The organism is Micromonospora sp. LOL_014 (assembly GCF_048060245.1).
In the GTDB taxonomy this organism is placed as follows: domain Bacteria; phylum Actinomycetota; class Actinomycetes; order Mycobacteriales; family Micromonosporaceae; genus Micromonospora_E.
Genome location: NZ_JBHMIP010000007.1, coordinates 59,117 through 78,432, shown reverse-complemented (window position 1 = coordinate 78,432; position 19,316 = coordinate 59,117). Strand labels below are relative to the sequence as shown.

At 70.4% G+C, this 19,316-nt stretch carries 14 protein-coding genes; 7 read left to right on the top strand and 7 right to left on the bottom strand.

Annotated features, from left to right (window positions below):
- Nucleotides 1-104: 104 nt before the first annotated feature.
- A complete protein-coding gene (locus ACFHW1_RS08335; protein WP_416615214.1) occupies nt 105-725 on the top strand; it encodes a cellulose binding domain-containing protein in 621 nt (206 codons plus the stop codon).
- Nucleotides 652-1,224, top strand: coding sequence for a hypothetical protein (locus ACFHW1_RS08330; RefSeq protein ID WP_416553260.1), 573 nt, complete (start codon nt 652-654; stop codon nt 1,222-1,224). The genes ACFHW1_RS08335 and ACFHW1_RS08330 overlap by 74 nt, the downstream gene beginning before the upstream one ends.
- On the opposite strand, the gene ACFHW1_RS08325 is transcribed toward ACFHW1_RS08330, so the two are convergent.
- Nucleotides 1,185-1,814, bottom strand: a complete 630-nt coding sequence (locus ACFHW1_RS08325; RefSeq protein WP_416553258.1) for a M23 family metallopeptidase — start codon at nt 1,812-1,814, stop codon at nt 1,185-1,187. The genes ACFHW1_RS08330 and ACFHW1_RS08325 overlap by 40 nt on opposite strands.
- A 143-nt stretch (nt 1,815-1,957) precedes the next feature.
- Here ACFHW1_RS08325 and ACFHW1_RS08320 point away from each other — a divergent pair, with 143 nt between their 5' ends.
- Nucleotides 1,958-2,167 (top strand): hypothetical protein, encoded by a 210-nt coding sequence (locus ACFHW1_RS08320; RefSeq protein ID WP_416553256.1) that lies wholly within the window; start codon nt 1,958-1,960, stop codon nt 2,165-2,167.
- Between the two features lie 211 nt (nt 2,168-2,378).
- On the opposite strand, the gene ACFHW1_RS08315 is transcribed toward ACFHW1_RS08320, so the two are convergent.
- Both ACFHW1_RS08315 and ACFHW1_RS08310 read right to left on the bottom strand, forming a co-directional pair.
- Nucleotides 2,379-2,621, bottom strand: coding sequence for a hypothetical protein (locus ACFHW1_RS08315; protein ID WP_416553254.1), 243 nt, complete (start codon nt 2,619-2,621; stop codon nt 2,379-2,381).
- A gap of 121 nt (nt 2,622-2,742) precedes the next feature.
- A complete protein-coding gene (locus tag ACFHW1_RS08310; RefSeq protein WP_416615189.1) occupies nt 2,743-3,879 on the bottom strand; it encodes a hypothetical protein in 1,137 nt (378 codons plus the stop codon).
- A 100-nt stretch (nt 3,880-3,979) separates the two neighbouring features.
- Here ACFHW1_RS08310 and ACFHW1_RS08305 point away from each other — a divergent pair, with 100 nt between their 5' ends.
- The 4 genes from ACFHW1_RS08305 to ACFHW1_RS08290 all read left to right on the top strand — a co-directional run bounded on the left by ACFHW1_RS08305 (nt 3,980) and on the right by ACFHW1_RS08290 (nt 9,209).
- Nucleotides 3,980-5,206 (top strand): glycosyl transferase family 1, encoded by a 1,227-nt coding sequence (locus ACFHW1_RS08305; protein ID WP_416567677.1) that lies wholly within the window; start codon nt 3,980-3,982, stop codon nt 5,204-5,206.
- A 105-nt stretch (nt 5,207-5,311) separates the two neighbouring features.
- Nucleotides 5,312-6,712: an O-antigen ligase family protein gene (locus ACFHW1_RS08300; protein ID WP_416553248.1), complete on the top strand. Its 1,401-nt coding sequence runs from the start codon at nt 5,312-5,314 to the stop codon at nt 6,710-6,712.
- Nucleotides 6,648-7,688, top strand: a complete 1,041-nt coding sequence (locus ACFHW1_RS08295; protein ID WP_416553246.1) for a glycosyltransferase — start codon at nt 6,648-6,650, stop codon at nt 7,686-7,688. Before ACFHW1_RS08300 ends, ACFHW1_RS08295 begins: the two co-directional genes overlap by 65 nt.
- Before the next feature lie 18 nt (nt 7,689-7,706).
- A complete protein-coding gene (locus tag ACFHW1_RS08290) occupies nt 7,707-9,209 on the top strand; it encodes a lipid II flippase MurJ (protein WP_416553244.1) in 1,503 nt (500 codons plus the stop codon).
- 67 nt (nt 9,210-9,276) lie between these two features.
- Here ACFHW1_RS08290 and ACFHW1_RS08285 read toward each other — a convergent pair whose 3' ends face one another.
- From ACFHW1_RS08285 to ACFHW1_RS08270, 4 genes are all read right to left on the bottom strand, one after another.
- The gene (locus tag ACFHW1_RS08285; RefSeq protein ID WP_416615187.1) at nt 9,277-13,257 is read right to left on the bottom strand and encodes a ThuA domain-containing protein; all 3,981 of its coding nucleotides are present in this window, start codon (nt 13,255-13,257) and stop codon (nt 9,277-9,279) included.
- Between the two features lie 57 nt (nt 13,258-13,314).
- Nucleotides 13,315-14,544, bottom strand: a complete 1,230-nt coding sequence (locus ACFHW1_RS08280) for a multicopper oxidase domain-containing protein (RefSeq protein WP_416553240.1) — start codon at nt 14,542-14,544, stop codon at nt 13,315-13,317.
- Between the two features lie 74 nt (nt 14,545-14,618).
- Complete coding sequence (locus tag ACFHW1_RS08275; RefSeq protein WP_416567674.1) at nt 14,619-16,592, bottom strand: OmpL47-type beta-barrel domain-containing protein; 1,974 nt, start codon at nt 16,590-16,592, stop codon at nt 14,619-14,621.
- A 599-nt stretch (nt 16,593-17,191) separates the two neighbouring features.
- The gene (locus tag ACFHW1_RS08270) at nt 17,192-19,300 is read right to left on the bottom strand and encodes an iron ABC transporter permease (RefSeq protein WP_416553236.1); all 2,109 of its coding nucleotides are present in this window, start codon (nt 19,298-19,300) and stop codon (nt 17,192-17,194) included.
- Nucleotides 19,301-19,316: the final 16 nt, after the last annotated feature.

The following is a 19,316-nucleotide window of genomic DNA, read 5'->3' as shown; positions in this document are numbered from 1 at the left end:
TCCTGCACGGACGTACGTACGTGTGGTCGGTGCCTGGTGAATCGCGCCAGCAGATCCAGACGGCGAAATGTTAGCCGGGCGGAGCCGGTACGTCGAGATCTGGTCTGTTCCCGGACTGTTCCGACTGCCTCTTCGCCCTGGCGGCACTCGTCACCGTCAGCGGCGGCGTCCCTGCCCTGGCCGCCACCGGGTGTCGCGTCGACTACCAGATCGCCAGCCAGTGGACCGGTGGGTTCGGTGCCGCCATCGCCGTCACCAACCTGGGCGACCCCCTCACCGTCTGGCGACTCACCTGGTCGTTCACCGCCGGGCAGACGGTCGCCCAGGCCTGGAACGCCGTGGTGACCCAGTCCGGGGCGCAGGTCACCGCCGACAACGCCAGCTGCAACGGCGACCTCGCGACCGGCACCACCGTCACTTTTCGGCGTCAACGGTGCCTGGAGCAACACCAGCAACCCACCGCCGACCGCCGTCGCTCTCAACGGCGTCGGCTGTCCCGGCGCGACCACCCGACCACGGCGCCGCACACCACCGGCTGGAACCCACCCGCACACCTCGTCACCCCGCTCGACCAGGTCTGGCAGCACCAGGAGCAGACCTACAACAACGGCAACCTGTACGCCTTCCGCAACTGCGGCTGGGACCAGGTTGATGGCCAATTGTGGCTACATCAACTACTGCGTCCGCTGGGACTCCACCGCCAGCGCCACCGCCGCTCTGCGTGATCGGATCCACGCCACTCTCGCCCGGCAGCACAAGAAGTGGATGAACACCCTGGTCGGCCACAACGCGTGGCCGTACGCCGATGTCCCGGTCCGCGTCGTCGGCTGGGCCGTGCGTGACCGCAACCAGCTGCAGTGGACCGACAACTCCGTCGACATACACGTCAATGACATCCGGGAGAACGCTCCGCAGTGCTCCACCGGCTGCGGCCGGTTCTCCAACCAGAACGGCCAGTACGCCAAGTGTCCCGGCGGTGCCGCACGACACTACGACCAGTCACTGTGGCTCACCGACGGCTTCGGCGGGGGCGCCGGCGGGGACTGGGAGCAGCGGATGGGCCGCGAGTACTTCATGAACAACCTCGACGCAGAGAACATGACGATCCTGTTGCACGAGATCGCCATACCTGGGGGCTCGACGGCTTCTACGACTGGACACCCACCGCCCGCCGATGGGCCGGCTCAACAGTTGTTGCTGGTCAGCCGCACGGTGTACTCGTAGTCGTCGTGGGTGATGCCCGACGGCAGGCCGTCGAAGTAGGTCTCCACCTTCTGCCAGCCGCGCCGTTGCTCGTAGTGCAGGTGTGGCGCGCCCGAGTTGCCGGTGCTGCCGAGCAGCCCGATCTGCTCGCCGCGCGCCACCCGTTGGCCTTCCCGGACCATCGGCGGTTCGAGCAGATGCAGGTACTGCGTCTCCCACCGGCCGCCGTGGTCGATCTTGACCCAGTAACCGCCACCACGGCCCCGGGGGCCGTCCGGATCCTCCGGGTTCCGACCGCCCACCGAGCCGTTGACGCCGGCCACGGTGACCACGCCGGCGTAGGAGGCGAGCACCGGCCGACCCCACGGGTCGCCTTCGGTCGGGAACAGGTCGACGTCGTAGTCGTCGTGGCCGGGGTAGGTGCCCAGCTGCCAGGTCTCGCCGCAGGCGACCGGGAGCTGGAACAACGGCCGCGGCCCCGGCTCCCGCAGCCACGGCACCACGACCACACCCAGCGCGACGACGGCCGGCACCGTCGCGACGGCGACGAGGATCAGCAGGATACGCAGCGTGCGGCCGCGACGCCGGCCGGTAGGAAACCCGGTGGTCACCCTTGCGAGCATGGCAGACGTCGGCACCATGCCGGGAGGTGGGCCGTCGTACTGCCAGCCGACCGTCAGCTTCCGCCCAGCTGGACCCGGACACCACGAGCTACCGTGGCGGGCGTCGGGACACAGGGCTGGAGGAGCCTACGATGAGCAGCTTCATCAAACGATTCCTGCTGGCGATGCTTGCGTCGAAGCTGAGCCGGCACGCCCGGCGGCGGGGGCACGGTTCGCCCGTCGACAGCCTGCTCCGTGAGGTCGACCACCGGCTCAACCGCCGGCGCCGGGGCGGCAACTACGGTCACTACGGCAGTGGCCACCACGGCTACCACGGTCACTACCGGCGCAAGCGCTGGTGACCGCCGCCGGCCGGGCAGGTCAACTGTCGGAGACGATGGCGAACCCACCCCGCTAGTTCTTGGCGTCGGTGTCCGGCTGGTAGTTGTTCTCGATGTTGCCCACGGCGTCCACCGAGAACCAGAAGACCTTCGTCCCGTACGGTACGGTCAGGGTCTCGCCGCCCTCCCGTACCCGCCGGCGGCGTAGAGCGTCGCCCCGAAGGTCGGCTGACTACCGTCCAGCGCGTAGAAGATCGCTGCCGGCAACGGCGGCGTCCTGCCGCACCCGCGCGGTAAACGTCTGGTTGTCGGCGCGGTGGTTGGCGATCGTCGCCTCCCGCTCGGCGACGCGTGCCCGGCTGTCGGCCGGTTCGTGCAGTAGTTGGCCGATCCGGAAGCCACCGGCCCGCAGACCGTCGATCTCGGTCGGGGTGACATCGGCGTGGACGACGATCCCGGTTGCGGTCTGCGGCACGTGGTGAGCCAGGTCGACTCCAGCCGTTCGAGCGGGGCCTGGATCCGCGAACGGTCGGTAACCTGCGGACGGTCGGCGGACGCGGTGGCCGGCCCGGCCAACAGGACCACGGCACCGGCGGTCAGACCGACGGGTCGCCACCGGCGATCGCCGACCGCAGCTGAGCACAGGCCTGGTCCGCCGTACGCACGAGTCGCTCGCGCGCGTCGGGGCTCAACCCGCGCTCGGTGGCGGTCCAGCCGACCCAGGCCGCGGCGACGTCGGGCAGGACCGGTCCGGCCACCGGGTCGGCACCGGCTTCGGCGGCGAGCGCCGGCAGGCCGAGTACGGCGAGCACCCGGCGTGGACCCAGCTGCAGTGGATGGCAGGCGGCCTGCTCGACGAACTGCTCGACGAGCAGGTCGACCGCGCGGCTGGCGGTGCCGTCGGTCGGGAACCCGGCAGCCGCCTCGGAAGCCAGGAACGCCCGCTTCAGCAGCTCGATCTCCACGGTGGTCGGAAACGGCTCCGGCGGGGCCGCGACGTCACTGAGCGCGCGGGCCCGGGCCAGCGTCAACGCCCGCATCTTCCGGTACGCGTCGGGCATCGGCCGCAGCTTGTATTCCGGGTTCTCCATCAGTTCGTCCGACGTGGCGACGGCGTCCTCGAGTAGTCGTCGGGCCAGCGCCGGGTCGAGCGGTTCGGTCACGAAACCGTCCTCGCCCCCGTGTGCGCGGTCGAGCAGTTGCCCTAGCGAGTCGATCCGGGCGCCGAGCAGGACCTCCCGGATCCGTCCACCGCCGATCGCCTGGTCGATCACGGTGAGGATGCCGTGTTCGTCGGTGCCGCCGTAGGAGAAGCCGCAGAGCAGTATCGCCGTCTCGCCGTACGGGTCGTGCGTCCACCGGCAGCAGTCGACGTCGACCCGGCCGATGGTGTCGGCCCAGGGTGGTTCCGGCAGCCCGTGCCCGACGAGCCGGTCGGCGTTGAGTCGGGCGAGTTCCCGTTGGGTGTCGATGGTGCTCATCGCCTGGAAACCGCGTAGCGCGGCGACCGCGGTCGGGGTCCGTCGCCGGCCCAGTTCGTGAATGACCGCCGCGTCGGCCGGTACGGCGTCGGCGAGTGGCAGGCCGATCCCTTCGGCGCTCTCGTGGGCGAGCAACTGGGTCATGCTCTGCTCCACCGACCACGGGGAACTCTCTCCTTTCAGCGAGAAGCTCCACTCCAGGAAGTCCGCGCTCGCCGAGGCGCGGTCGACGCTCTCATCGCTGTCACCCATGGCGCGATTGTCGCAGTCGGCGGGCCGTGGTGCGACGAAGGCCGACCGTGGGTCGGGCAACTGTCGATTCCTCTGCCCGGCGGACTCGTTGGGATGGGCGATGCTGAGTACACCGGGCGGTGCGAGAGATTCTGCGGTCAGCGTGCTGATCCTGGGTACGGCCGAATGGGATTCGGCCGTACCCACCAACCAGCACTACGTCACCCGGGAGTTGGCGGTCGGTGCGCGGGTCACCTTCGTGGAATCGCTCGGTCTACGTCGACCGACGCTGCGTCCTGACGACATTGCCCGGATGGTCGGCCGCGCCCGGCGGGCCTTCGGCGCGTCGGCCGGTCCGGTGCCTTGCCAACCGGCCAGAGTGAGGCCGGCGAACACCACGATCGTCTCGCCGCTGGTGGTACCGGTGCACCGGGCACCGACGCGACGACTGAACCAGGCAGTCCTGCGCCGGGCGACGGCGGACTGGCTCACCGGTGACCGGCCCCGGGTGCTGTGGACGTTCGCCCCGGTGACCTACGGGCTTGAGGATGCGGCCGACGTGGTCGTCTACCACTGTGTCGACCTGCTGGCCAGGTTCCCCGGCGTCGACCCGGTGGCCGTGGCAAACGGCGAGCGCGACCTCGCCGCCCGGCCTGGCGTGGTCGCGATCGCGACCAGCGACGCGGTACGCGAACACCTGGCGTTGTCCGGCTTCTCCCGGATCGAGCTGTTGGAGAACGTCGCGGACACCACGGTGTTCCAGCGGGGCAGCCGTCCGGCGGTCGAGCGTCGACCGGCGGTGATCTTCTCCGGCAACCTCACCACCGCCAAGCTCGACGTCGCGCTGCTGGAGCGGGTCGGCGCCACCGTCGGAGAGTTGGGCGGTGAGCTGATCCTGGCCGGCCCACTCGCCGCTGGTGGCGGCAGCTTCACCGCCGAGCTGCGCCGGCTCGAACGGGTGGGTGCCCGCCACGTCGGTCTGCTCACCCCGTCGCAGCTCGCCGAGGTGGCCGGTAGCTGCGCGGTCGGTCTGGTCCCGTACGCGCTGAACGAGTACACCGTCGGCGTCAGCCCGTTGAAGTGCTTCGAGTACCTGTCGGCCGGCCTCGCGGTGCTTAGCACCGCGCTGCCATCGGTGCGCCGGGTGGCGGAGTCGAACCCGCACGTCGTCACCGCCGGGGACGACGAATTCACCGAACATCTGGGCCGGTTGCTGACCCCGGTCACCGACGAGGTGATCGCCGAACGGATCGACAGCGCCGGGCGGCACGGCTGGGGCGAGCGTGGTCAGCTGCTGCGTCACCTGCTGGCCGCGCTGCTCACCGCCCGGCGGACCGCCGCCGGATGACCGAACTCACCGGCTCTTCCGACTCCTCCGACCCCCGATCGAGGCCCCACAATGCGCACCCGGAGCATGGCCGCTGCGGCGCAGGTACCGCAACGGACCGGCGTCATGATCGTATTCGCGCTCGCGGTACCGCAGCTGTATCTCCTGCCGGCTGGCACGATCGACATCCCGTTGTCGACGGTCGCCGCTCTGGCGCTGGCGCCGGTCGTCGCCGCCCGGGCGTGCCGCACCCCCGGTAGCCGACTGTTGCGCACCGCCCTGGTGCGCAGCGTGTTCGTACTGCTGCTGGCCCGGTTGGCGGCGTTTGCCTGGTCGCCGGATCCGGGGGACGGGCGGCTGCCGACCATGCTGCTGGTGCAGTTCCTGGTCACGCTGGTGCTGATGGACAACGCGGCCCGGGAGGATCCATGGCTGCTCTACCGGGCCCACTACCTGCTGTGGCCGTTCGTCGTCGCGCAGTCCGGCCTGGTCGCGGTCTTTCAGCTCTTTCCCGATGTGGAGAACGCCTACCTCCGCTGGATCGCGGGATACTTCGCCGGGCAGAACACCGTCGCCGGGCTGTTCGACGTCAACCGGAACAACGTTCTTGACCCGGCGAAGGCCGGTGGCGTGTTCGTCAACGGCAACGTCGCCGGGCTGTTCCTCGGCGTCTGCGCGATGGCGGCGTTCGCCATCTGGTCGGTCACCCGGCAGCGGATCGTGCTGATCTGCGGGCTCGTCGGCTACCTGGGGGTGTGGTTCACCGGCTCCAAGGCGTGCCGGGTGCTTGCGGTGGTGCTGCCGCTGGCCGTGGTCGTCGCGTACCACTGGCAGACCCGGATGACGGTCCGGGCTCGCCGCCTCCTGGTGGCCGTGGTAGGTACCACGGCGGTGCCGGCGGTGCTGGTGGTGACCCTCGGCGACGGCGGCGGCTTCCTCGGCGCGGTCCGCACGGCGTTCGGCCAGCGGACCGAGATCTGGGGGTACGCCGTCGCGGCGTTCCGGGACGGTCCGGTGCTGGGGCTCGGCTGGGGTGGTTGGCTCGAAGGCTTCGCCGACTACGCGCGCCGCAACGACATCTACGACGACACCTTCCCACCGCACAACATCCTGCTGGCGGCCTGGGCGTCCACCGGCCTGCTGGGTCTTGCCGCGACGATCGGGTTCCTCGTCGCCGAACTCCGGCTCGTCGCCCGCGCAGCGGCCGGTGACTCTCCGCGCAACGCGATGTTCGTCGCCTGGACCGGTGCGGCCGTTGCCTGGGTCTGCATCCAGGCGATGGGGGAGAACACCGACATCTTCGGCGACATCCATACGATCCCGGTGATTGCCCTGCTCCTGTGCTTTTTGATTCATCCGCTTCCCGAGGAGGTCCGACGTGTCCGGCAGACCGAGCGTCGGGATAGTGCGCCACCAGCTGTTCCAGCCGTCCGAGACGTTCATCCAGGCGCAGGCGCTGGCGATGCGTACGTACCATCCGGTCTTCGTCGGTCGGGACCCGGCGCTGCGGGTGCCGGCCGGCGCTGACGTCGTCAGCCTCGCCCCCCACGGCCGGCCGGCAACCATGTCGTACCTGCTGACCCGCAGGTCCGGTCATCTGGTGCGGACGCTGCGAGACCGTGAGGTGCGGCTCCTGCACGCGCATTTCGGCGTCGAGGGGGTGTTCGCCGTCCCTACCGCACGGGCACTCGGCGTGCCGCTGGTGACCACCCTGCACGGCTTCGACGTGAGCGTCACCAGGAGACAGCTGCTGGCCTCCCGCAAGCTGTCCTGGGTCAACTACGTCACCTGGCGACGGTCGCTGTTCGAGAGCGGAGCGACGTTCGTCTGCGTCTCCGAGCACATCCAGCGGCGCGCGATCGAGTGGGGCTACCCGGCCGAGCGGACTCTGATGCTCCCGATCGGGGTGGACACCGAGGTCGTCAAACCGGTGCCGCTGCCGGAGACACCCCGGATCGTGCACATCGCCCGGCTGGTCGAGAAGAAGGGCACCGCTGATCTGCTGCATGCCTTCGCCGTCGTGCATCGAGCCGTGCCGACGGCAGAACTCGTCATCATCGGCGACGGCCCGCTGCATGGGCAGTTGGGTGCACTCGCCACCGAGCTGGGCGTAGCGGAGACGGTGCGATTCCTCGGGGTCCGTCCGCACGCCGAGGTACTGGCCACGGTTGCACAGTCTCGAGTGCTGTGCCTGCCGAGCGTGACGGCGGCCAACGGTGACCAGGAAGGGCTCGGCATGGCGCTGTTGGAGGCGGCCGCCACCAATCGACCCGTCGTCGGCACGCGACACGGCGGCATCCCCGAGGCGGTCGTCGACGGCGTCACCGGCTACCTGGTGCCGGAGCGCGATCCCGCCGCGCTCGCTGATCGCCTGGTCGCGCTGCTCGGTGATCAGGACCTGTGCCAGCGGCTCGGGACCGGCGGACGGAAGATGGTCGAGGACCGCTTCGACCTGAGCAGACAGACCGCAAAGCTCGAGTCACTCTACCGGGAGCTGGTGTGACCGGGCTGGCGACGAGTCGTGGCTAGCACCTTTCTCCGTCTCGTACTTGGTGGTATCGCCGGGAAGCTCCTCGGCATCGTCCGCGAGGTGCTACTGGCGGCCCTGTTCGGCGCCGGCCGGGCGGTGGGGGCGAACCGGGTCGCGCAGACCGCGACCATGGTGCCGGTCAACTTCTTCACCGCGGACGCGCTGTCCGCTGGATTCCTGCCGATCTACGTGCGCTACCGGCAGGACAGCCCGGCGCTGGCGCTGGCGCTCTACCGGGCGGTCCGGACGATCCTGGGTGGACTTTCGATGCTGCTGGTCGTCGCGTTGCTGCTACTGCGGAAGTTGTGGATCGCACTGCTCGGACCCGGTCTCGACGACGCAGCCGCCACGCTCGCCGTCGCGATGCTGACCATCGCGGCGTTCTCGGTGCCGTTCTACGTGCAGTACGCGCTGTACACGCTGGTTGCCCTGGCCCGCGACGACGTCAGCCTGGTCAACCTGCGCGCCTGCGTGCAGAGCGTCGGCCTGATCGGCGCGACGCTGCTCGCCTATCTCACCGGCGACGTGGTCCTGCTCGCCTGGGGTTTCACCGCGCCGTACGTGGTGCTCTTCCTCTGGGGGGCGTACTGGGTCCGGCGCAAGGGGTATCTGCGTGCCGACGGCGGTGACGGATCCCTGCCGCCCACGTCGCGGCCGCAGTACGCGGTGGCGTTGACCATGTTCTGGCGTCGGCTCCGCCCGCTGCTGCTGCTTCCGGTGCTGCTGCAGGGGTCGATCGCCGTCGAGCGGGCGGTGGGTTCGTTGCTCGGCATCGAGGTGGTCGCCGCGACCGAGTACTCCCGGTTCGTCGTCGACTCGCTGATGGCGTTGATCGCCGCCCCGCTCGGCCTGGCCAGCCTCGCCGCCTTCGCCAGGATGCGCGGCGACGAGGTCGTCGCGGGGCTGGAGCGGCTGATCGCCCCGGTCCTGCTGGTGACGATCCCGCTGTCCGTCGCGTTGACGGTGAACGCCCGCGGCATCATCTCGCTGCTCTACGCCCGCGGCGCGTTCGACGACCGGGCGGTGGACGTGACGTCGGTCATGCTGTTCGGTTTCTCCCTCGGCATCTGGGCGCACGTGCTCGGATACACCTTCGTGAAGGTGCTCAACGCCCGGGGTCGAAACCGGCGGGTGGCGGTGGTCAACGGGCTGGCTTTCGGTGCCGCCGCCGTGGTCAACCTCGTCATGTGGCGCTCCTGGGGTCCGGTCACCATCGGTGTCGCCGCGACGGTCGCCAGCCTCGTGATGCTGGTCGGCTCGGCATTGTCGCTGCACCTGCTGCGCCAACTGGTCCGGCTGTTGTCGCTGCTGGCCCCGGCGGTGGCGGTGGCGGCCCTCGTCGGTCGGGCACTGGCCGGTGACGGACTGCTCCACACGGCCGCCTCGTGCGCCGCGATCGGCCTGGTCTGGTCGGGCTACACGGTGCTGGTGCCGTCGTTGCGGCGGGTCGTCGTCACCGAACTCTGGACGAAGGCCGCCGGTCGGACGACCTGACGTGCCGGGCCCCGACGACCTGACGTGCCGGGCCCGGACGATGTGTCCGGACCCGGCACGTCACCGGTCAGAGAGTCCGTAGTCGTACGTCGCGGAACTCCATCACGTCGCTGTTGCCGTGGTTCTGCAGACCGATGAATCCGCTCACGAACTGGCGCAGATCGGTGGGCGGGTCGCCGGCCCGGGACGACTGCTTGCCCGGCACGTTGTCGAACTCGCTGATCGTCACCCCATTACGGATGATCGTGTAGTGCTGCCCGACCACCCGGATCTCGTAGTCGTTCCACTCGCCCTTCGGTGCGGGCAGCGCCTGGTCCAGGTCGTTGGGCTGGAAGTTGTAGATCGACCCGGTCTTCTGCGGTTCCCCGCTTGCCCCGTCGTAGAGCTGGATCTCGTGGCCGCAGAAGATCGCCACCCAGGCCTGGGAACTGCGGGCGGAGCCGACCGTGCCGCAGCTGCCCTCCGGACGCTCGTCCACCGGCACCCGGGGATCCGGGAACCGGACGAACACCCCGCTGTTGGCCCGGGTGTCACCCGGCGAGACGTCCTTGAACCGCAGCCGCAGCGAGTAGTCGGCGAACTCCTCCTCGCCGTACCAGAGCATGCCCAGCCCGCCGGAGCTGCTGATCGACCCGTCCGGTAGCAGTTTGAACGTGCCGCCGGGGGCCTGCCGCCAGCCGGACAGCGAATGACTGGTGCCGTCGAACAACGTCCGGTAGCCGTCGGTACGGCCGACGGGGGAGTCGGCGCCCGCGGTACGCAGCGTCGCCGCCTCCTGCTCGTCGAGCACCTCGGCGTCGGTGAGCTGCGCCAGCACCTCGTCCAGGTGGCTGGTGAACGAGCCCTGGTTCGGCCACTGCCGCTCGTCGTCGATCAGATCGTTGACCGTGCACCCGGCACCGGCATCGTGATTCGGTACGCCGGTGTCGGTGTCCAGCAGCCAGACCGTCCCCCGAGCGTCCGGTGCGTCGCAGCCGGTGTCGACCACGACGGTGTGCTCGGCCACCTCGCCGTCGGCGTAGGTCACCTTCACCGTCGCCTCGAACTGCCCGTGCTTGCGGTAGGTGTGGGTCGGGTGCGGCAGGTGTGACACCCGGTTGCCCTCACCGAAGGTCCATTCCCAGGCCACCCCGCCCACCCGGTGGCTGGAGAAGGTGACCGTGCGCGGGTCGCTCGGATCCGGGACCCGGGCCGAGGCGTACTCCGGTCCCGGGGTCTGCGCGCCGCCGTCGTAGACGATCCGGATCAGCTTCTGGTTGCCGTGCAGGGTGAAGAAGCCGCCGCCGTAGTCCAGCAGGTAGAGCGCGCCGTCCGGGCCGAACTTGGCGTCCATCCAGTGCTGTAACTGGGTGCCGCCGTTGCCACCTGGTATGACCGCCCGAAGATCCTCCGCGTAGGCAGGGGCACCATGGTCGGGCACCATCGCCGGGTCGACGGTGACTGCCACCCGGTTGTCCGCGTTGGACTGGTCACCGATGAACCACTTCCCGTCCCAGTGCGCCGGCCACGCCACACCGCTGTCGGTGTCGACCTGTGAGCGGTGGTACGTCGGGCCGTTCATCACGGCCTGGCCGCCGCCACGCAGGTACGGCCGGGTGAAGGTCTCTTCGCCCGGCTCGTACGTGGGCAACCCGCTGCCATCGGCCCGGGTCGGGAAGACCGGGCCGCCGCCCTGCGGTGAGTACCAGATCATGTTGTCGCGTACCGGCGGCAGGTCCACCAGCCCGGTGTTCCGCGGCGAGGTGTTACGCGGGTTGTCGCAGTCGTACCAGCCGGTCAGTACCGCCGCGTCGGTGTTGCTGCGGTCCCGGTACGGCTGGCGGTTGCCCATGCAGTACGGCCAGCCCTGGTTGCCGGCGGAGGTGATGATCGTGGCGTGTTCGTACTTCGCCGGCCCGAGCTCCGGGTCCGGGTTGGTGGCGTCCGGGCCGACCCAGGCAGCGGTCAGCCAGTCGTTGACCGGATCCCAGGCGATGCGCGACGGGTTGCGTACCCCCATCACGTAGATCTCCGGACGGGTCTTGCCGCCGCCTTCCTCCTCGCCGGTGAACAGGTTGCCGTCCGGGATGCTGTACGTGCCGTCCGGTTCCGGCGTGATCCGCAGGATCTTGCCGTTGAGGTTGTTGGTGTTGCCGGCGGTACGGCGGGCGTCCTGGAACGAGACGCCGGCGTACTCCTGGGTCCAGTTGTTGCCGGAATAGCCGCTGGAGCCACCGGACGAGTTGGCGTCACCGGTGCTGACGTACAGGTTGCCCGCGTCGTCGAAGGTCATCCCACCCCCAGCGTGGCAGCAGCTGTGGATCTGGGTGTCCCAGCTGAGCAGGTCTTCACGGGTGGCCTGGTCGATGCTGGCGTTGTCGTGGTCGTAGGTGAACCGGGACACGGTCCGCTGACCGATCCGGTTCTCCCGGTCGATCGACTCGTGGGGCATCCAGTACACGTAGAACCAGCCGTTGTCGGTGAACGCCGGGTCCAGGGTCATGCCCAGCAGACCCTCCTCGCTCTTGACCAGCTCGCTGCCGCTGCCCCGGTTGCCCATCACCTCCAGGGTGGTGAGCAGCTTCACCTGCCGGGTCTGCGGATCCCACTGGTGGATGGTGCCGCAGCCCTTGCCGATGTCCGGGTTCGACCAGTCGGGGATCGCCCCGGAGGGGCAGGCGGCGCGGCCGATGTAGAAGACCGTGCCGTCCGGTGCGATGGTCAGGCCGTGCGGTTCACCGACCTGATCCAGTTCGCCCTGCTGGTTGGTGCCGGTGAGCCGCTCGATCCGGTAGTTGGCGGCTATCGTCGCCTGGCAGTCACCGCGTACCGTGCCGGCGGTCCACCGGATCGCGCCGAGGACGTGTTCGCGGAACTGTAGGTCCTTGGCCCAGCTTGCCTCGGTGTGGCCCATTCCGGTGTAGAACGACCGGCCACCGTCGTAGTCGTGGCACCAGGCCACCGGGTGGAACGGTCCGTTGCCGCTGAGCCCTGCGTCGTAGCTGGTCTCGTCGACCTGGGCGACGACGTGCACCCGGCCAACCGGGTTCGGGTCCCAGCTGATCCACTGGTCGTCGCGGGTCCAGTTCATCGGCAGGTCGCGGGTCGCCGGGTGGTTGCGGTCGGTGACGTCGACCTCTGCCTGCTGGACCTGGGTCTCCGGTGCCGCACCGGCGTCGGCGCCGATCAGCCATAGCTCGGCGAGCTGGGTCAGCGGCTCGTCGCTGTTCGCCGTGATGTCCAGCCGGTAGTGCCGGTAGGCGTCAGTGTTGTCAAACGCGAACTGCCGGGTGAGGAACCGCTGTGGGAAGCTCTGCCCGGTCCGGCGGTCCAGATCGGTCCAGCTCTCGCCGTCGTTGGACCCCTGCAGCGTCCAGTCCCGCGGGTCCCGGCCGGGGAAGTCGTTGGCCGAGGTGAGCGCGTACCGGTTGACCACGGTCGGCTCGGCCAGCTCACCGGCGAGCCAGCCGGTCGGGGAGCGGGTCAGCCACTTGGTGCCGGTGGCGCGGTCGAACGCGTGGCTGGCGGTCTCGTTCGGCGGGTTGTTGCCGCTGGCGCTCGCCTCGACCACCGTCTCCGCCGGCGGCAGGGTGGGTGCCGGCCGGGTGCCGAGCAGACCGGTGAACCATTCCGATCCGGGCTGGGTGTACGCCGCGTCGTGCACGCCGACGAAGCCGCCGCCGCCTTTGACGTACGCCTGGAACGCCGCCTCCTGTGCGTCGTCGAGGGTGACACCGGCGGTGGAGAGGAAGACCACGCTGCGGTAGCGGGCCAGGTTGTCGGGGTTGAACACGCTCGGATCGTCGGACGAGTGCACGTAGAAGCCGTGCTCGTTGCCGAGCCGTCGGATGACGTTGGTGGCCCGGCGGACCGGGTCGCTCTGTTCGGCCTCGGGGCCGTGGAAGACCAGCACGTTGACGACCCGGTTGCCCCAGGTGGGTGGCGTGGGGTCGGCCTGGGCGGGGGAGACCGGCGCGGTCAGCAGACCGGCCAGCAGGGTAACGGCCGCGGCCGCGGCGGCTGATCGGTGGCGCAGTCGGGGGAATCTGAAATGGCGTCTGTCGGCCATTCCTGCTCCTTACAGCGGCCGGCGCGGGATGCGCCGGGGTGGGGTGGCTGGGACGGTTCAGTTCTGGTGGCCGTCGTGTCCGGCACCGGCCTGGAGGTCGGTGGCCGGCTCGCCGCCGACGTCGACACCCGACTGGGCGAGCACCGCACGGTGCTGGTGACCGCCGGGCGGCATCTGTCCGTTCTCGTCAAGGACGTGCAGGGTGGTGGCCATGCCCAGGTCTGAGTGGAACTGCATGTGGCAGTGCAGCATCCAGTGGCCCGGTCCGACCGAGTCGCCGGCGACGATGGTCACGCCGAACGAGTCGCCGGGACCGAGGGTCTTGTTGTCGATCACCGGGATGGAGTCGACGATCGCCTTGTTGTCGCCAGCGACCACGCCGGTGCGGGTGTCCGCCCAGGAGTGGCCGTGCACGTGCCAGGTGTGCATGTCGTCGCCGGTGCCGACCACGATGAACTCGACCCGCTCGCCGACCTTCGCGACGAAGCAGGCCGGGCCGGGCACCGGGTTGTCCAGGTCGCAGTCGTCGGTCGCGGCCCCGCGGCGCAGGTTGATCGACTGGCGGTCGCCGAAGACCGTGACATAGGTCCGGTCCGGCCGGGGGTCGCCCTGCCGGCGCACCACCAGGCCGCCGAACAGGCCCGAGCCGATGCCCTGGGTGCCGTGCGGGCCGCCGACCACGTGGTCGTGGTACCACCAGTAGCCGGCGGTGCCCGGCGAGCCGGTCCGGGAACTGCGCGGCTTCGCGTACCAGGTGTAGGTCCGGGACTCACCCGGCCCGACATATGAGCCACTGTGTACGGTACCGTCGGAGTCCTGGGTGTACTTCACCCCGTGCGCGTGCAACGAGACACCGAGCGGGTGCTCCGGATCGGTCCGCAGCTGCCCCAGCGTCTCGGCGGTCACCTGGTTGTGCAGGGTGATCGCCAGGCACTCGCCTTCGATCATCTCCATCGTCGGGCCCGGGTAGGAGGCGGTCTGCGGGGTCAGGCCGTAGCCCAGCCGGATCTGGTTGGTCACCGGGTCGCGGGGCAGCTCCACGGCGTACAGCTGCAGTTCCCGGTCCGGTGCCACGCAGCCCTCAGGCACCACGCCGTCGGCCGGCACGGCTGCGGCCACCGGGTCGGTGGCGCTCTGGTTGACGGCGTACGCGGTGCCGGCGCCTGCGAAGGTGACCGCCAGGACCGCCAGGACCACCAGGGCCCGGCCTACGCCGTTGCCACCCGGGCCACCCGGTCTGGCTGGTTCGTCGATCGGGTCGGTGCTCAGATGCGTCGTCTCGTTCAACGTCCGTTCCTGTTCGTCGCGCCGGTCATCGCCGGTCGGGGGGTGGTGGTGTGTCCGTCGGGGTCCCGGTCCGCTCACGGCGTCAGCGGGGCGATCCGGACGTTGCGGAAGCTGACGATGTCGTCCGCGCCGTGCACCTGCAGGCCGAGGTAACCTTCGGTACGCTGCCGGCCGGCACCGCCCGGGTCGTCGGCCCGGGGCGGGTCGAACACCAGGTCAGGGGTGTTGACGAACTCGTTGACCAGCTCCCCGTTGCGGAAAATCGAGTAGTGCTGCCCGGCCACCCGGATCTCGTAGTCGTTCCAGGTGCCCTTCGGGGTGACCCCGGCGGCGTCGACGTCGACGCCGCCGAATCCGTACACCGAACCGGTCTTGTAGCGGTCGCCGACCGGGCTGTCGAAGATCTGCACCTCGTGGCCGTACTTGATGGCCACCCATTCCGGCCGGGGTTCCTGCGGGTGCTGGTGCACGGCGGGGAACCGGACGAAGACGCCACTGTTGGCTCGGGCGTCACCCGGTGCGTCGTCGCGCCACTGCAGCTTCATCGAGAAATCGCCATAGCTGCGGATCGGGAACCAGAGCAGGCCGAGTCCGGCGACCGGCCGGCTGGTGACCGAGCCGTCGGCGTTGCGGGTGAAGCCGCCCGCACCGACCTGTTCCCATTGATCGAACGATGCGCCCGACCGGTTGAGGATCGACTGGTAGCCGGTGTGGGCGTCCGACTTGCCGACCGCGGACAGCTTGGCCGTGTCGATCAGGGTGACCCGTTCGGCCTGGCTGATCACGCCCTGTTCGCGCAGGTTCTTCACCACCGCCCGGACATGCTGCATGAACTCGTTGTGATTGCGCCAGATCCGTTCGCTGGCGATCAGGTTGTTGATGGTGCAGCCCGGACCCACCTGCCGGTTGGTCACCTCGCTGTTGCGGGTGCCCAGCCAGACCGTCGGCCGGGTGTCCAGCACCCGGCACTGCGGGTCGCCGCCGCCGGCGACCACGGTGAAGGTGACCGATCCGGGGTCGGAGGTGTTGCCGGCTTCGTCGGTGGCGCGGTAGCTGACCGTGTGCGCACCCGGGCTGTTCACCGTCACCGGGGCGGTGTAGTCGGTGTACGCGCCGCTGTCGAGGGAGTACTCGACACTGGCGACTCCTGAGTCGTCGTCGGTGGCGGTGACGGTGACCGTTGCGGTGTCGAGGTAGGAGCCGACCTCGCTCTGGGCGCCGGACACGGACGCGGTCACCGTGGGTGCGGTGGTGTCCGGGTCCGGTGGCGGGGCGACGGTGAAGGTGACCGACTGCGGGTCGGAGGTGTTGCCGGCGATGTCGGTCGCCCGGTAGGCGACCGTGTGCTGGCCCGGCTCGTTGACCGTGACCGGTGCGGTGTACTCGCGGAACCCGCCGCCGTCGAGGGAGTGTTCGATGGTGTCGACACCGGACATGTCGTCGGTGGCGGTGAGGGTGACGGTGGCGGCACCGAGGTAGGCCCCGTCGTCGTCGCGCGGCCCGGACAGCGCCGCGGTCACCTGGGGTGCGGTGGTGTCCTCGGTGCTGACGGCACTGACCACCAGCAGCCCGTTCATCAGGCCGTGGCCGGGGATGGCGCAGAAGTACCGGTACGTCCCCGGGGTGAGTACCACGTCGACCGTCCACAGGCCGCCGTTGGAGTCGTACGGGTCGGCCAGGATGTTGACGTTCACGTCCTGGTTGTAGGTCGGGTCACCGGTCTCGAAGGTGAGCGTGTGCTGCATGCCGCTGGTGTTGCCGGTCGCGGCGCTGTTCTCGAAGACCAGCGTCGCCGGTCCGGGCTCGGCGATGGTCGGTGCCGAGGTGTACGCGGTGACGTCGTTGCCGGCGGTCCAGGTCAGCACCTGGGCGGCCCGGTACTCCGGTGGACCGCCGTGGGTCGGGCGGGCGTTGACCGGCGCCGCGGCCAAGGTACTGGTGAGGACCATGGCGAGCACGGCCGCCAGCGCGGTCAGCGATCGTCTCGGCTTGGTCGGCGGTCTGCTCGGGCGGACGGGCCCGCCGCGATCGTCAGGGTTGACTGCCATGTCCGGCTACCTTTCATCACATACCGGTCTGTTTCGGACAGAGTTGACGCATGGTCGGTCAGAGGTTGGGGTGATCCGGGCGCGTGGTAGCTGCACCAGTGGGAACGGGTGCGGCGGTCACGGTTCACCGGCAACCGAGCTCGGCGGCCGACGCCGGGCGGGTGCGTGGTGATACCAGGCGGGTGCGTGGTGATACCGGGTGTGCGGGTGGTGGGTGACGGGAAACGTCCGGGCGGGTTCGACAGGTGACGACTGCCTTGGCGGGCCAGGGGTGAGTAGGGCGACGGAGGTGGAGGCGCGCGCCGCCGCGCCGATCGGATGCGTCCAGTGTTTCCGGGGGGTGCCACGGCCCCGGCGAGGTTGTCGCCGTCGGGCGGGTGCCGTGCCCGCCCGACGGCGTCCGGTCGAGGCAGCCAAACTGTTTGGTTACCTAACCGAATGCCTCGGTGATCTGGAGGCTAGCGGACTTGGGATCGAGGTGTCTACATCTTTCGGTGGTTCATCCCAGACTTTTGCCAGTGTCGACAGAAGGTGTGGAACGCCGTGGGTGACCAGCCGTGACCACAGTGGTGGACAAACCCGTTCCCGGGCCGCCGGGATCAGGCCCGGGAACGGGCCAGTAGGTAGACGAAGTACGGGGCACCGATCAACGCCACCGCCAGGCCGGCCGGCAGCTGGGCCGGCGAGACGACGGTACGGCCCACGGTGTCGGCCAGTCCGAGCAGGACCGCACCGAGCAGCACCGCGACCGGGATGATCCGGGCGTGCCGGCCGCCGACGAGCGCCCGGGCGGCGTGCGGCGCGACCAGTCCGACGAAACCGACGACACCGATCGCGGTCACGCTCAACGCGGCCAGCACGGCCGCGACCGCCAGCACCAGGAGACGGATCCGTTCCAGACCGACACCGACGATCCGGGGCGTGTCTTCGTCGATCGCGATCAGGTCCAGATCGCGGCGGGCGGCCAGGGCGACCGGCAGCGCCACCAGCAGGGCGACTACCACCGGGACCACCTGGGTCCAACTGCGGCCGTACGTCGTGCCGGACAGCCACGTGTAGATCTTCGGCGTGTCCCACGGATTCGACCGCACCAGCAGATAGGTCGTCAGGGCGGTCGCCGCGTACCAGACCCCGACCCCGATCAGGACCAGCCGGTCGGTGTGCAGCCCGCCTCGCCAGGCCACGGAGTAGACCAGACCGAAGGCGGCCAGCGCGCCGCCGGTGGCGGCGGCGATCATCGTCGCGTTGCCGCCGACATCGCCGGTCACCACGATCACCGCGGCCAGCCCGGCACCACCGGTGATGCCGAGGATCCCCGGCTCGGCGAGCGGATTGCGGCAGGTCGCCTGGACCAGGGAGCCGGACAACGCGAGGGCACCCCCGGCGGCCAGCGCCGCCGCCACCCGTGGTGCCCGTTCGTCCAGCGCGAAGCGGATGACGGGCGGTCCCTCACCGGACAGCCAGAGCGCGATGTCGCCGGTGAGCAGCCAGGTGTTGCCGGCGAGCAGGCCGAGCAGCCCGGCGCCGGCGGCGGTGACGCCGACGACCGCCAGGACCGCCCAGTACCGGCGGCGACTCCGGGGCCCCATCCGGCTGCCCGGCGGTTGCCGGCTCGGGCCGGAGTCGCGTACCCGGCGGGCCAGCACGATGAGCAGGACGGCACCGACCAGGGTGGTGGCCACCCCGGTCGGCACCTGGCCGGCCCGGTCCGCGCCGAGCAGGGCGCGGATCACCCCGTCGGCCAGGACGACCGTCAGCGCGCCGACCAGACCCGCCGCCGGCACCAGTACGGCGTGCCGGTGCAGCGCCGGTACGAACCGTGCCGACATCCGGGTCACCGCCGGCGCGCAGAGACCGACGAACCCGATCGGGCCGGCCAGGGTCACCGCCGCCGCGGTGAGCAGCACCGCGAGCACCGTCCCGACCGCCCGGGTCGCCCGGACCGGTACGCCCAGCGCTCCGGCCGTGTCGTCGCCGAGACCCAGCAGGTCGAGTCGGCGGGCCAGCAGCCCGGCCACCGCCGTGGCGCCGACCACGATCGGCGCGGCCTGCCCGAAGGCGGTCAGCCCGAGCTGGCTCAGCGATCCGCTGCCCCAGGCGAACAGCCCGGTCGTCTCCTGCTGGAAGCCGATCAGCACCGCGGCCGTGGCCGACTGCAACGCCATCGCGACGACGGAGCCGGCCAGGACGAGACGAGTCGTCGAGCTGCCCGCGCCGCCGGCGAGACCCAGAACGAGACCGGCGGCCAGCAGCCCGCCGACGAAGGCGACGACGCCCGACGCCCAGAGCGGCACACCGAGGCCGAACGCCGCGACTGCACTGACGGCGAGGTACGCCCCCGCAGTCACCGCGAGGGTGTCCGGTGAGGCGAGTGTGTTGCGGGCCAGCGACTGGAACAGCGCGCCGGCGACGCCGAGGGCGAAGCCGACCGCGATCCCGGCCGCCAGCCGTGGCAGCCGGGAGCCGAGCAGGATCTCCCGGACCGCCCCGTCGGCACCCGTCTCCCCGCCGACCGCCGCCGAGAGCAGGTCGGCGAGCCCCACCCCCGAGGTACCCTGGGTCAGGTGCCAGCCGGCGGCGACCACCAGGGCCACCCCGAGCGACAGCAGGGTGCCCAACCCGCCGACCACGGCCCGGCGGTCCACACCGGACGCCGCCACCGGTCGGGTGGCGACGGCGCCCGGCGTCGGACGGATCCCCGTGGGCACCCGTGGACCGTCGTTC

What these genes read in the sequence shown, in the direction of transcription:
- ACFHW1_RS08330 (WP_416553260.1), top strand. Translation starts at nt 652, where the DNA reads ATGGCCAATTGTGGCTACATCAACTACTGCGTCCGCTGGGACTCCACC.
- ACFHW1_RS08320 (WP_416553256.1), top strand. Translation starts at nt 1,958, where the DNA reads ATGAGCAGCTTCATCAAACGATTCCTGCTGGCGATGCTTGCGTCGAAG.
- ACFHW1_RS08310 (WP_416615189.1), bottom strand. Translation starts at nt 3,879, where the DNA reads ATGGGTGACAGCGATGAGAGCGTCGACCGCGCCTCGGCGAGCGCGGAC.
- ACFHW1_RS08305 (WP_416567677.1), top strand. Translation starts at nt 3,980, where the DNA reads ATGCTGAGTACACCGGGCGGTGCGAGAGATTCTGCGGTCAGCGTGCTG.
- ACFHW1_RS08300 (WP_416553248.1), top strand. Translation starts at nt 5,312, where the DNA reads ATGATCGTATTCGCGCTCGCGGTACCGCAGCTGTATCTCCTGCCGGCT.
- ACFHW1_RS08295 (WP_416553246.1), top strand. Translation starts at nt 6,648, where the DNA reads ATGCGTACGTACCATCCGGTCTTCGTCGGTCGGGACCCGGCGCTGCGG.
- ACFHW1_RS08285 (WP_416615187.1), bottom strand. Translation starts at nt 13,257, where the DNA reads ATGGCCGACAGACGCCATTTCAGATTCCCCCGACTGCGCCACCGATCA.
- ACFHW1_RS08275 (WP_416567674.1), bottom strand. Translation starts at nt 16,592, where the DNA reads ATGGCAGTCAACCCTGACGATCGCGGCGGGCCCGTCCGCCCGAGCAGA.